Source organism: Rhodococcus rhodnii NBRC 100604 (assembly GCF_001894925.1).
Classification (GTDB): Bacteria; Actinomycetota; Actinomycetes; order Mycobacteriales; family Mycobacteriaceae; genus Rhodococcus_F; species Rhodococcus_F rhodnii.
This window is the reverse complement of sequence record NZ_BCXD01000027.1, coordinates 39,162-52,091: the sequence shown is the minus strand read 5'-3', so window position 1 is coordinate 52,091 and position 12,930 is coordinate 39,162. Positions and strand designations below refer to the sequence as shown.

Here is a 12,930-nt window from a genome sequence, read left to right as displayed (position 1 = left end):
CGAGAGAGAGATCCATGGAGATTCAGGACTACCTGCGCATCCTGCAGGCGCGATGGAAGATCATCGCGATCACGACGGTCGTCGCCGTGCTCGGCGCGCTGGGCGCATCGTTGCTCGCGACACCCGTCTACCAGGCGTCGGCGCGGCTGTTCGTCTCGACGTCGGCGGGATCGTCGGTCAACGAGATCTACCAGGGAAACCTCTTCTCGCAGCAGCGCGTGACGTCGTACACCCAGCTGATCACGGGTGAGACCCTCGCGCAGCGGACCATCGACCGGCTCGGGATCGACGCGAACGCCGCCGAGCTCGCGTCACAGGTGACGGCGACGTCGGCGCCCGACACCGTGCTCATCGACCTCGACGTCCAGGACGCCTCGCCCGAGCGCGCCCGCGACATCGCCAACGCGATGAGCGACGAATTCGTCGTCATGGTGCGGGAACTGGAGACCCCCGAGTTCGGTGGTGCTCCCGCCGCGCGTGTCGTCGTCGAACAGCGTGCCGACACTCCCGCGGCTCCCGTCTCGCCCAAGACGACGCGCAATCTCGCGCTCGGCTTCGCCGTCGGCCTGCTGCTCGGTATCGCGTTCGCGGTGCTGCGCGACCGGCTCGACAACACAGTCAAGGACCGCCGCACCGTGGAGGAGATCACGGGCACCGCGATGATCGGCACCGTGCCGTTCGACAAGGAACGACTCACGACGCAGCCGATCGACTTCGCGTCGGGCAACTCCGTGAGCGCCGAGTCGTTCCGCGAACTGCGCACCAACCTGCAGTTCCTCGAGGTCGACAACCCGCCGCGGGTCATCGTCGTCACGAGTTCGCTTCCCGGCGAGGGTAAGACGACCACGGCGATCAATCTCGCGCTCGTGCTCGCCGAGAGCGGCAAGCGGGTCTGTCTCGTCGAGGGCGACCTCCGCAAGCCGCGGGTCTCGACGTACATGGGGATCATGGGCTCGGCCGGGCTGTCGAGTGTTCTCGCCGGGCGCGCCGATCTCGAAGACGTCCTCCAGGACGCCGGCCACAGCGGAATGCAGGTGCTCGCGTCCGGGCCGATCCCGCCGAACCCGAGCGAACTCCTCGGCTCCGACACCGCACGCCAGGTGCTCGCCACGCTGCGCGCCGAGTTCGACTACGTCGTCGTCGACGCATCGCCGCTGCTGCCGGTCACCGACGCCGCCGTGCTCTCCGCGATGGCCGACGGCGCGCTTCTCGTGGCGCGGCACGGCGAGACGAAGAAGGAGCAACTGGCGCGTGCCACCTGAAATCTCGTGGCCGTCGGCGCCAACGTCCTGGGCACCATCATCACGATGACGCCGCGAGGACGAGGCGTCTACGAGTACAGCTACCGGTACGACTCCGACGCTCCGTCGACGCCGGCGGCCCCGTCGGCGACCCCCGATCCCGCCGGCAGCGGCTCACACCGCGCGTAGCAGGGGCAGGATCCGCGTGGTGAGGTCGGCGAGCTCGGCGCCGACCCGCTCGAAGACCGCGGGTTCGCGGCCCATCGGGTCCTGGACGTCCTCGGGCGAGGCCGTCGCGCGGTGTGTCGTCCGCGCGGCGGCCAGCGTCGCGACGTCCGACGCACCCGTCGCGGCCACGAGCCTCGCCGCTTCGACGAAGGTGAAGGTGCGGCGCATCGCGCGCGGTGCCTCGGCGAGCACACGATCGCGTTGCCGTTCGGTCATCGTGAGGACGAGGTCGGCGTCGCGTGCGAGCGCGGGCGTGAACATCCGCGCCGTGAAACCGGACGGATCGCCCCCGAGCCGCGTGAGAACGTCGGCGGCCGTGGGTTCCATCGCGCTGCCGATCACCGCGCGGACACCCGCACTCGACACGCGGCCGGACAGGTCGATGCCCTCCGCGCGTGCGTACGCGAGCAGCAGTCGCTCGGCGCTGGGGGAGCGGCAGATGTTGCCGGTACACACGAACAGCACACGCATCGGCCCAGGGTAACGAGTCACGGAACGGAACGGGCGCCGGCCGCCGCGCCCCGTCGTGACCTTTTCGATACACTCACCGGGCACGAGCGGGGACAGTCGGGGTCTCTCGCGTGAGAACCGAAGGCGGCTGGTGAGTTCGATCCTCGGGGTTTCGATCGGAACGAGCACCGTCCGCCTCGTTCACACCGGCAGGCTCGCCACCAGCGGCACGGCGTTGCAGCCGGGAATGCCGCAACCGCAACCACAACCGCCCGAAGCCGAGGCGATCGACGCACGCGGTCAGCGCGGTGAGGCGGTCGCTGCCGCAGCGGTCGGCGTGGCGGCCGCGGCGGGGCTCGCGACCGTCACCGGGATCGCGGTCCGCGACGACGACCAGGCCGGAGCGGTGCTCTCCGCGATGGAGAGCGAACGGATCGACGACTGCGTGCTCGTTCCCGAACTCGCCGCAGCCCTCACCGAACTCGACGAGACGGGCATCCTCGGACCCGCGCGCACCGTCCTCGTCTACGACATCGGGGCGTCCGGCGTACGGGTCCACGTCGTCGACCGCGGCACCGGCGCGCTGCTCGCCTCGGAACGCACCGAGGCGATCGGCGGCGACGTGTTCGACGCCGCGATCCGTCGCTACCAACTCGGCGAACGCCGCATCAGCGAACCCACCGACGCCGCAGCGTCGGCCGAACTCGACGCCCGCTGCCGCGCCGCGAAGGAATCGCTCTCGGTCGGCGGTGCCGCATGCGTGCCCGGCCCCGGCGGCCTGCTGCTGCTCTCCCGCGACGTCTTCGAGGGCCTCGTCGCCGAGACGATCGAGACGTCCGCGCGGCTCGTGCGTGACGTCGTCGCCCGCTGCGATCAGCCCGTCGAGGTCGTCGCCGTGATCGGAGCGTCGGCCCGAATCCCGTTGGTACCGCGCGTGCTCGAAGCATGGACGAGGCTGCCCGTCGTCGTCCCCGCAGAACCCGAGACGGTCGTCGCACGCGGTGCCGCCGTCCTCGCCGCCCGCACCGCGGCGGGCCGCCGGACCGACGTCTCGCCGCTCGGTGTCCCGCAGACGCACGGCAACGTCGTCGCACTCGACACGACCGCCCTCACCGGCACGCCGAGCACTTCGGGCACGCCGAGCACCTCGGCGCTGCCGTGGAATCCGATGCCCGCGGCCGCCGTCCTCGCACCGAACACCGCGCTCGCCGAACCGGACCCGGCCGACCCCGCGCCGTCACGACGCCCCCGCGGTGCAGCGCTCGCGGGCGGAACCCTCGGCGTCCTGGCGCTGGTCGCACTGGGTTTCGGCTACGGCACGACGCGCATGGAGAGCACCGAGGGCACGGGGCGTCCCGTCGACACCGTGGAGGAGGAGCCGTCGACGACGTCACCCCCGCCGTCGCCGACCACCACACCCGAACCGCCGCCGCCCGTCGTCGAGGAACCGGTCTACGTGCCGCCGCCCGTCACGACGACGGAGCCCGAGCCGCCACCCCTGCCGCCTCCGCCGTCGATCGAGATCCCCGGTCTGCCGCCGATCGAGTTGCCGCGCATCGAACTTCCGCCGCTGCCGGGGCTTCCCCCGCGCGGCTGACCGTCAGGCCTTCGCGTGCCGGCCGCGCGGACGCTCGGCCCCCGCCGAGCCCGGCGGCCGCGCGAGGATCGCGGCGATCGCCGTCGTGAGCGGGACGGACAGCGCGAGCGCGATGCCACCCACCGCCGAGCGCGCGATCTCGATCGCCACCGCATCGCTCGTGAGCACGTCGAGGAACGGTCTGCCGGTGACGCTGAAGAGCAGCAGCAGCGGCAGCGCTCCGCCCGCGTACGCGAGCACGAGGGTGTAGACGGTGCTGGCGATGTGATCGCGCCCGACTCGCATCGCCGACCGGAAGATCGCGCCGGGACCGGCCGATTCGTCGAGGGCCGCGAGCTCGAAGGCCGACGACGCCTGCGTGATGGTGACGTCGTTGAGCACGCCGAGCGACCCGATGATGAACCCCGCGAGCAACAGTCCCGACAGGCTGACCTGCGCGAGATAGGTCTGGACGTTCGTGTTCTGTTCCTCGGACAGCCCGGTGAGCGTCGTCGCCTCGATCGCGACCCACGACAGCACCGCGGCGAGCACCATCGACGTCAGCGTCCCGAGCAGCGCCGAACTCGTGCGCAGCGAGAACCCGTGTGCGAGATAGAGAACGGCGTACAGGATCACCGAGCCCGTCACGAGTGCGACGGGAACGGCGGGCCGCCCGTCGAGCACCGCGGGGAGCGTGAAGACGATGAGCACACCGAACGCCACCGCGATCCCGATCAGCGCCCGCAGGCCACGGCCGCGCGCGATGACCACCACGACGATCGCGAACGCCGCCGCGAGCAGCGCGAGCGGAAGCCCGCGCGAATAGTCCTCGAAGCTGTACTGCGTCTGGCCCGTCGTGTCGTCCTGCCGCAGCAGCCGGATCGAATCACCGGGCTGCAGCTGGGGCTGGCCCGGCCCGCGCACGATCTCGAGCAGAGTCTGCGCGCCCTCGTTCGGTCCCGATTCGATCGTCACGAGGCTGCGGTCGCACTCGTAGGACTGCGCGGGCGGCGGCAGCGGTGCGCCCGTGAACGCCCGTCCCGCGGACGGGCTCCCGCACGGCCCGATGCTGTGGGCCGTCACGGCACCCGATTCGGTGACGCCCGCACCGCCGACGGCGTCCTGATAGGCGCTCGTGTCCGCGTCTCCGCTCGGCCACAGCGCGACGGCGCCGGCGATCGTCGCGACGAAGCCGACGACGAGCAGCACGACGACGATCCGCGCCGCCGATCTCCCGATCGGAACCGGGCCGTCGTGGCCGTGACCGTGGCCGTGACCGTGGCCGTGACCGTGACCGTGTGGGGACGGGGCTCCCGAAGTGCTCGACCGAGACGGCATCGGATCAGGGTAGCCCGGTGGCGGGTCCCCGAACTCCGGGCACGGAGCGATTGCCGGCGCGTCGCTCCTGTGTGGCTTCGGTGTCGCCTGTGTGGTTCAATGACTGCGGCACAGAACAGGCTGTGGCAGCGGGGTGGGCTGCCGCACGACGGACTGCGGCGCAGAACACGGAGCGTGTCGAACGAGGGGTACGTTCCGGGTTTCTGCGTGATCTCCGGTCGATCCCGGGATCGGCACGAGAGTTCTGGGTGAGCGCGAGAGTCGGCGTGAACACACGAACGGCGCGGAATGATCGAGCTGGGTGGCGGGGTACAGGGGGTTTGACCCCGCCACCTACCTGCGCCCACAGGGGGGGATGGGGCGACAGGCGCTCGAGGCACTCGAGGGTGCCGGGATCAATGTACCGACACCGGACGGGTTCACGTCAACCGAAACCGGAAAAATTCCGTCCGTATTGTTTTGACTGCGCGTGCGCGCGGCACTTTCCGCAGGTGGATCCGCCGAACTCCGCGACGCCTCGACTGTGACGCGTCACCATCGGTGCGGTCACCGGGCACGCCCGACCCGCCCCGTACACTTCCTGATTCGGAGGTGGATTGTGAACGTGTTCGGTCGACGGGGGCGCACGGCTCCCGGGCCGCGATCGGCAGCGGGGCTGCGCAGGATCGTCACCGGCCTCGCCCTACCCCCGGGCTGGACCCGCGACACTCTCGTGGAGGTCGTCGCACGCCGACGTCGCCGGCCGATCCAGCTCGTCCCCATCGACGCCGCCGTCATCGGCGGCCAGTACTCCGGGGCGTGGCTCAAACGCGATCACGACGACCTCGTCGTCTACGCGGATTCGAGTTCGCTGCGTCACTCCACCAACGTCGTGTGCCACGAACTGACCCACATGTTGCTGCGCCACGACGAGGTCGCGACGCCCGAGTCGGCCGCCGACGCCGTCGACGTCGTGCGGGCCGTGTCCCGGCCCGGTGTGCGTGCGGTCTTCGGCCGTTCCGGGTACGCCGACGAGCAGGAGTACGAGGCCGAGCTGCTCGCCGGAATGATCATCGCCGCTCGGCGCCCGGGATTCGGCGACGACGCCGCCGGGCGCATCGCCGGCAGCTTCTGATCCGGGGATGGTCACCGAGATCCTGGTGTGGCTGGGCACTGCCTTCGTGTGGGTCGCCGTCGCCCTGCGGTTCGTCTTCCGCGGCACGAAACGCGATCAGCGTGCCGTCGACTGCGCCCTCGTCTTCGGTGCGGTGTCGCTGCTGCTGTCCAAGCGAACCTTCGGTAGCGCGCTCGAGGACGTCGTCGGCCCGGCCCAGCGGTCGAATCTGTCCAACTCGCTGACCCTGTTCGCTGTCGGCTTCATCCTCGTTCTCGTCGTGGTGTGGCGTCACGGTGACGACGCACCCCGGTGGATCGAGTCCGTCGCGGTCGGCGGTGTCGCGGTCTTCTGCATGGCGCTGTTCGTCATCTCCGCCGATCTGCCCGAGAACACCCCGATCCACGAGGGGTCCGACGCCGCGAGCGCGGCGTACCTGTCGTTCTATTCGGTGCCGCTGCTCGTCCTCGCGTTCTACGGTGCGTGGGTTGCCGCCACGGCGTCGCGTCGCGGCGAGTTCGTCGGCACCCGGCGGTGGACGGTCGCGGCCGTGTTCGGGTTCGCGGTGCTCCTCGGCGTCGGAACCGTCGCCGTGCTCGCGGCGGCGTTCCACGAACTCGTCAGCGGCTCGGACGCCGTCGCGGCCGTCCAGACCGACGCCGGGCCGGACTATCGCGTGCTGGTGGTCGCCGCGGGTGCCGCGATCGCGATCAGCCCCGTCGTCCGCGGCGGTGCACGCCGCTGGGCCGCGCGCCGCCACATGCGGCGGCTCCGGCCGATGTGGCGCGACCTCACGTCGGTCGCGCCCGAGGTCGTGTTGCGGCTGCGCCGGCGTGACCGGGTCTCCGTCGACGCCCTGTACGCGCTGCATCGCATGTGTGTCGAGATTCGCGACGCAGTGACCGTCGTCGGAGGCCACCTGCCGGACGGCAGACTGCCCGAAGGGCCGGCGGAGCAGGCTCGCGTCCTCGCGGCGGCCGTGCGCGCCCACGCGCGGGGCGAGGAGCCTGTGCACACCGCCGACCTGTCGGGCTACGACGTCCTCTCGCCCGAGGCCGAGCTGCATCTGCTGGTCGCGATCGCCGACCACTGGCCCGCCCTCGCCGTGGCCGAGCCGCCGGCGACTCCGGTCAGTGCGGCGGGAGCTGCTCGAGCACCGTGAGCCACGACCGCATGTCGGCGACCGACAGATCCTGACGCTCCGCGAGCGACCGCAGCGAGAGGTGACGGACACCCGCGTTGCGGACCGCGATCTGGAAGCGCAGCTGGACCTCGAGGTCGGCGTCGCCGTCGATGAGGTATTCCGGCGCGCACCCGAAGTGTGCCGCGACACGGGTCAGCAGCGCCGGGTCGGCGTGCGTCGCGCCGTTGCGCAACGCGGCGACCTCCTGCTCCGTGACCGGAACGCCACCCGCGGCGGTCACCGCCGCCGCGACGTCCGACTCCGAGGGCGGGGTGTCGCCGAGTCGATGTGCCGCCGCGAACAGCAGGTCGAGACGCTGTCCGAGCGTGCTCATGCCGATTCCTCCGACCGTTGCCACCGTTGCCGATTCGTTTCCCACCGTTGACGGAACCGTTCGCGGGTGTGGGTGTCCATGTCCGCCGTGCGCCCGTAGAGGAACCTCCGGTAGAGGGCCTCCTCCAGTTCGTCGGGGTCGTTCGCGGCCGCGGGGACTTCGAGCAGATGGCCGAACGCGAACTCCAGGAGCGGCTGACGTGGCCCCTCCGGCCCGCCGTTCGCCTCGAGCAGGCGGGTCACGTAGGCGCCGGTGATGGAGCCGACGACGTCGTCGAGATCCGCGGAGATCTCGGCGAGCGCCCCGATCTCGGGGTGCTCGAGCGCGAGCCGGGACAACCTGCCCTGCGGGCCGAGCAGGTCGACGAGCGTCTCGAGGTCGAGCGGGATCTGCCGCGGTCCGAGCTGCAGTTCGGGGGCACGACGTCGCGGGGGAGGCGCGACGTCCTCGATCGGCGTCGGCTCGCCCCCGGCCAGGGTGCGCGCCGCGCTACCCGGCTCCCAGCGAAGACCGAGATCGAGTTTGCGGAGCGTCTCGGCGCTCGGCGCCGGGCCCGTGCCGTTCTCCGCTCGCGTCTGCGCCGCATCCGAGGGGCCACCGGCGGCGGTCACCTCGTCCTGGGTCAGACCCAGCGCGCGGCGCCGTCGATGGACGTAGTCACCGAATCTCGTTCGGATGTTCTCGTCGCTCCTGATGTTCGCGACCACAGCTTCCCCCACCGCCCCCGACCAGGGAGCTCTCGACATGCGAGCTACACGTAAGCGACACGTGTCGCCTGATCACGATACCAGCGGCCACACGACCGGCGTGCGGCCGCCGCATCGGTCACTGCTTGTAGCTCGTCAGGAAGTTGCCGAACCGCTCGATCGCGACCGCGAGATCACGGGCCCACGGCAGCGTCACGATGCGCACGTGGTCGGTGGTCGGCCAGTTGAAGCCGGTGCCCTGCGTCAGCAGGATCTTCTCCGACACCAGCAGGTCCTGGACGAGCTTCTCGTCGTCGTGGATCTCGTAGACGTTCGGATCGAGCCGCGGGAACGCGTACAGCGCACCGCGCGGTTTGACGCAGCTCACGCCCGGAATCATGTTGAGCTTCTCCCACGCGACGTCGCGCTGCTCGAGCAGCCTGCCGCCGGGCAGGATCAGATCGTCGATGCTCTGGTAGCCGCCGAGGGCGACCTGGATAGCGTGCTGACCAGGCACGTTGGGGCACAGTCGCGTCGACGCGAGCAGATCGAGTCCCTCCAGGAATCCGCTCGCGTGGTCCTTCGGCCCCGTGATCGCGAGCCAGCCCGAGCGGTAGCCGGCGACCCGGTACGCCTTGGACAGGCCGTTGAACGTCAGGCACAGCAGGTCGGGGGCGAGCGTCGCGAGCGAGATGTGCTTCGCGTCGTCGTAGAGGATCTTGTCGTAGATCTCGTCGGCGAGCAGCAGCAGCTGATGCTTGCGCGCGAGATCGACGATCTGCTGCAGCACCTCGTGCGAGTAGACGGCGCCCGTCGGATTGTTCGGGTTGATGACGACGATCGCCTTCGTGCGATCGGTGATCTTCGACTCGAGATCCGCGATGTCCGGATTCCAGTCGTTCTCCTCGTCGCACAGGTAGTGCACGGGGGTGCCGCCGGCCAGCGACGTCATCGCCGTCCACAGCGGGTAGTCCGGCGCGGGGATGAGCACCTCGTCGCCGTTGTTCAGCAGCGCCTGCATCGTCATCGTGATGAGCTCGGAGACGCCGTTGCCCAGGTAGATGTCGTCGACGTCGACCTCGGGGAAGCCGGGGACGAGCTCGTAGCGCGTCACGATGGCGCGGCGTGCGGGGAGGATGCCCTTCGACTCCGAGTAGCCCTGCGAGTAGGGCAGTGCCGCGATCATGTCGCGCATGATGACGTCGGGGGCGTCGAACCCGAACGGTGCGGGATTGCCGATGTTGAGCTTGAGGATGCGATAGCCCTCGGATTCGAGTCGCGCCGCCTGCGCGTGTACCGGCCCGCGGATCTCGTAGAGAACGTTCTGCAGCTTGCTCGACTGTTCGAGCTCGCGCAGCGGCCGGTGACGGATCGACTCTTGGTTGCTCACGCGAGCCATTCTCCCACCCCGGGGCAACCGGTTTTGCGGCCACCACCGACGTTTTTCGCCGAACCACCGGCCCGCACCGCCACCGCGCGGTGACTATCGAGTGTCCCCGCGGTCGGTACCGTGTGACCGAAACGACGAATGAGCCCGCCGGGCAACTGCACCCCGACTACAGCGATCCCGACGCGACGCCACCTCCGTGGAGCGTGATCGACGGCGTGCTGCGCGACGCGGGGATCTACTGGCTGACGACGACGCGGCCGACCGGACGACCGCACACCACACCGGTGATCGCGGTGTGGGACGGCCGGAGCGTGTGGTTCTGCACCGGACCCGACGAACGCAAGGCCCGCAACCTCGGTGACCGCGGACCGTGCACCGTGACGACCGGGTGCAACGACTACGAGGCGGGTACCGACGTCGTCGTCGAAGGCGACGCCGAGCGGGTCCGTGAACCCGCAGAACTCGCACGCTTCGCCGACGCACTGCACGCCGGTTACGGCGACGACTGGCGATTCGACACCGTCGCGGACGGCGTCGAGCATCCCGCCGGCGGTGTCGCGGCGGTCTACCGCGTTCGCGCCGACGTCGTGTTCGCGTTCACCCGCGGACCTGCCGCGCAGGTGCGGTATCGGCCGTAGCGGTGGTGCCGACGGGCTCGTCCGGCGGCTGCCAGCGGAACACCCCCGCGCCCTGGGCGAACGCGAGGTGCCCGCCGAGCGCGCCCCCCGCGCCTGCGGCCGACATGCCCAGCAGGCTCCAGACGACCCCCGCTCGACCCGACCCCTCCCGCGAAGCACGTAGGAGATCAGGAAGCACGACGAGCCCACCGAGTTGGCCATCGCGTGCACCTCGGCGACACGGCGCTGGCGCACGTCGTCGAGACGCCCGTACTCGGCGGCGCCCGCCAGCGCGGCGGGCGCCGTACCGAGGAGGCCGATCCCGACGAGGATGCGGGCGGCGTCGCGGTGACCCGGTATCGCGTCGAAGATCAGCGAACACGTCCAGGCGCCGATCGGGATGGTGGCGAGGGTCGGATGAATCGGGTGGCCGACCGGTTCACCCGTGAGCAGGCGTCCGATCGTTCCCTTCCCTATCGTGTTCCGAACGACGGTTGCCAGGGCGTTGGAGGGGCCGTCGAGAAACGAGAGCGATTCGGCGGCGCGCAGGATGCGGTGTCCGTTCATGCCGGGGGAGTACCCGAATCCGGCGGATTCGATACGTCGAAGCGGCATCGTGACGCGTCGAGCCGAGGACGTCGCGATACCGCTCGGTCGTTCTAGGGTGAGGTCATGAGACGCGCGCCGTACGGATCCTGGGAATCGCCGATCACCGCCCGTGACCTCGCAGCGAGCGGGCACCCCGTCGAAGGCGGGGTGTTCGTGGGAGACCAGGCGTGGTGGGCGGAGCTTCGCCCCGACGAGAACGGACGGACAGCGATTCGCCGGACGGGTCTCGACGGCCAGCCCGAGGACGTCCTGCCCGCGCCGTGGAACGCGCGTACCCGCGTCCACGAGTACGGCGGCGGCGCGTGGCTCGTCACCCCGCAGGCACAGGTCGTCTTCGCGGAGTACTCCGATCAGCGCGTGTACCGACTCGACGGTTTCACGCCGATCCCGCTGACGCCGGAACCGCCCCGCGCGGCGTCGATCCGCTACGGCGACCTCACGCTCTTCGGCGACGAGGTGTGGGCGGTGCGGGAGCAGCACGCCGAGGACGGCTCGATCGAGCGAGACATCTGCGCGTTCCCCCTCGACGGGTCGGGCGCCGACGGCACGGGCATCCGGTCCGTCGTGGGCGGCTCGGATTTCCTTGCGTACCCACGCGTGTCGCCGGACGGCCGCGCGCTGGCGTGGATCGCGTGGGATCACCCCCAGATGCCGTGGGACGGAACCGAACTACGGGTCGCCGCACTCGAGAACGGCACGGCGACCGACGTCCGGACGCTGCTCGGCTCCACCGAGGAGTCTGTGCTGCAGCCCGAATGGATCGACACCGACTCGCTCCACGTGATCAGCGATCGCAGCGGGTGGTGGAACATCTATCGCGTCGCGGTCTCCGGCGGTGAGCCCGTCGCCGTACACGAGATCGCCGCCGACTTCGGCGGGCCGCTGTGGACGCTGGGGACCAGGTTCTACCTGCCGCTCGACCGCGGCAAGTTGCTCACGGTGCGGACCGTCGGCACGGACACGCTCGCGGTGCTCGACCCGGCGACGGGGCGGCTCGACGACATCGACCTGCGCGGACTCACGACGGTGCGACTCTGCGACGCGAGCGGTGGCGCAGTGCTGATGCGGTCCGGTGGCGCGCTCGCCGCGGCCGGGCTCCGTACATACGACCGTACGAGCGAGGAGATCTCCGTCGTACGGCTCTCGTCCGAGGAACTTCCGGCGGGCGAGTACCTCCCCACCGCCGAACCGGTGACGTTCGAGAAGAACGGCCGCGACGTCCACGCCTTCGTCTACGCGCCGCACAATCCTCGCTTCGAGGGCATGCCCGACGAGCGGCCGCCGTTCGTGGCGTTCGTGCACGGTGGCCCGACGGCGCACGTCGCGCCCTCGCTCAGCGCGGTGTTCGCGTTCTTCACCAGTCGCGGTATCGGCGTCGTCGACGTGAACTACGGGGGCTCGACGGGATACGGGCGCGAGTACCGCAACCGGCTGCGCGGGCAGTGGGGTGTCGTCGACGTCGAGGACGTGATCGCGGTGGTCGAAGGACTCGCTGAATCCGGGGCCGCGGACCCGGCGCGACTCGCGATCGAAGGCGGCTCCGCCGGCGGTTGGACGGTACTGGCCGCGCTCACGTCGTCGGACGTCTTCGCGTGCGGTGCATCGTATTACGGCGTCGCCGAGCTGCGGGAGTTCGTCAAGGAGACCCACGATTTCGAATCGCGGTACATCGACGGGCTCATCGGTCCGCTGCCGGAGGCCGCCGCCCTCTACGACGAGCGGGCGCCGCTGAACAACGTCGACGGTCTCGCGTGCCCGGTGCTGTTGCTGCAGGGACTCGACGATCCGATCGTGCCGCCCGCTCAGGCGGAGCGATTCCGGGACGCGCTCGTGGCGAAGAAGATCCCGCACGCGTACATCGCGTACCCCGGTGAGTCGCACGGCTTCCGGCGCCTCGACACGATCGTGGACTCGCGCAACTCCGAGCTCTCGTTCTACGGCCAGGTGATGGGATTCGAGACGCCGGGAATCCCCAAGCTGCGCTTGTGGACGTCCGAAAGCGCATGAGCCAGTAGCCGATCGAGGCTGCTGCGCCGCCACGCACGGGAGGTGCGGTGACGTCCGCCGCCGGCGGTGGCCGAGTCCGCCGCCGGGCGGGGCTGCGGTTCGTAGGGTCGATCGGTGCTCATGGCGCCTCTTCCGTCGTGTCGGCGCGTGCAACACTCCTCCGTCGTGTCGAGGCGTG

10 protein-coding genes and 2 pseudogenes are annotated in these 12,930 nt (G+C 70.4%); 6 read left to right on the top strand and 6 right to left on the bottom strand.

All coding sequences use genetic code 11. From position 1 onward, the window contains the following. Positions 1 to 14 precede the first annotated feature (14 nt). Positions 15 to 1,430 (top strand): annotated as a pseudogene (locus RR1_RS17730) (tyrosine-protein kinase domain-containing protein). Here RR1_RS17730 and RR1_RS17725 read toward each other — a convergent pair. Continuing rightward, positions 1,416 to 1,940, bottom strand: coding sequence for an arsenate reductase/protein-tyrosine-phosphatase family protein (locus tag RR1_RS17725; protein ID WP_010838763.1), 525 nt, complete (start codon positions 1,938 to 1,940; stop codon positions 1,416 to 1,418). The pseudogene RR1_RS17730 and the gene RR1_RS17725 sit on opposite strands and share 15 nt — an antisense overlap. 130 nt (positions 1,941 to 2,070) lie before the next feature. Between RR1_RS17725 and RR1_RS17720 the strand changes: the two genes are divergently transcribed. After that, positions 2,071 to 3,516, top strand: a complete 1,446-nt coding sequence (locus tag RR1_RS17720; RefSeq protein ID WP_010838762.1) for a DUF7159 family protein — start codon at positions 2,071 to 2,073, stop codon at positions 3,514 to 3,516. Positions 3,517 to 3,519: 3 nt separating this feature from the next. Here the strand turns inward: RR1_RS17720 and RR1_RS17715 are convergent, their stop codons facing one another. Next, on the bottom strand, positions 3,520 to 4,833 hold the full coding sequence (locus RR1_RS17715) for a YibE/F family protein (protein WP_010838761.1): 1,314 nt from the start codon (positions 4,831 to 4,833) through the stop codon (positions 3,520 to 3,522). Between the two features lie 604 nt (positions 4,834 to 5,437). On the opposite strand from RR1_RS17715, the gene RR1_RS17710 reads away from it, so the two are divergent. Further along, on the top strand, positions 5,438 to 5,947 hold the full coding sequence (locus RR1_RS17710) for a hypothetical protein (RefSeq protein ID WP_071990748.1): 510 nt from the start codon (positions 5,438 to 5,440) through the stop codon (positions 5,945 to 5,947). Between the two features lie 7 nt (positions 5,948 to 5,954). Further along, positions 5,955 to 7,088, top strand: coding sequence for an MAB_1171c family putative transporter (locus tag RR1_RS17705; protein WP_010838758.1), 1,134 nt, complete (start codon positions 5,955 to 5,957; stop codon positions 7,086 to 7,088). Here RR1_RS17705 and RR1_RS17700 read toward each other — a convergent pair. From RR1_RS17700 to RR1_RS17690, 3 genes are all read right to left on the bottom strand, one after another. Continuing rightward, positions 7,057 to 7,443, bottom strand: a complete 387-nt coding sequence (locus tag RR1_RS17700; RefSeq protein WP_051111212.1) for a hypothetical protein — start codon at positions 7,441 to 7,443, stop codon at positions 7,057 to 7,059. The two genes, RR1_RS17705 and RR1_RS17700, sit on opposite strands and share 32 nt — an antisense overlap. Next, entirely contained in the window at positions 7,440 to 8,189 is a 750-nt protein-coding gene (locus tag RR1_RS17695; RefSeq protein ID WP_081634183.1) for a helix-turn-helix domain-containing protein, read from the bottom strand. The genes RR1_RS17700 and RR1_RS17695 overlap by 4 nt, the downstream gene beginning before the upstream one ends. A gap of 79 nt (positions 8,190 to 8,268) precedes the next feature. Next, entirely contained in the window at positions 8,269 to 9,528 is a 1,260-nt protein-coding gene (locus RR1_RS17690) for a pyridoxal phosphate-dependent aminotransferase (protein ID WP_040773766.1), read from the bottom strand. A gap of 113 nt (positions 9,529 to 9,641) precedes the next feature. Between RR1_RS17690 and RR1_RS17685 the strand changes: the two genes are divergently transcribed. Further along, positions 9,642 to 10,157, top strand: coding sequence for a pyridoxamine 5'-phosphate oxidase family protein (locus tag RR1_RS17685; protein WP_010838754.1), 516 nt, complete (start codon positions 9,642 to 9,644; stop codon positions 10,155 to 10,157). A gap of 138 nt (positions 10,158 to 10,295) precedes the next feature. On the opposite strand, the pseudogene RR1_RS23170 reads toward RR1_RS17685, so the two are convergent. Continuing rightward, positions 10,296 to 10,703: pseudogene (locus tag RR1_RS23170) on the bottom strand (DUF2231 domain-containing protein); the annotation flags it as partial. Between the two features lie 105 nt (positions 10,704 to 10,808). On the opposite strand from RR1_RS23170, the gene RR1_RS17675 reads away from it, so the two are divergent. Then, positions 10,809 to 12,752: a prolyl oligopeptidase family serine peptidase gene (locus RR1_RS17675; protein WP_010838753.1), complete on the top strand. Its 1,944-nt coding sequence runs from the start codon at positions 10,809 to 10,811 to the stop codon at positions 12,750 to 12,752. Positions 12,753 to 12,930 lie beyond the last annotated feature (178 nt).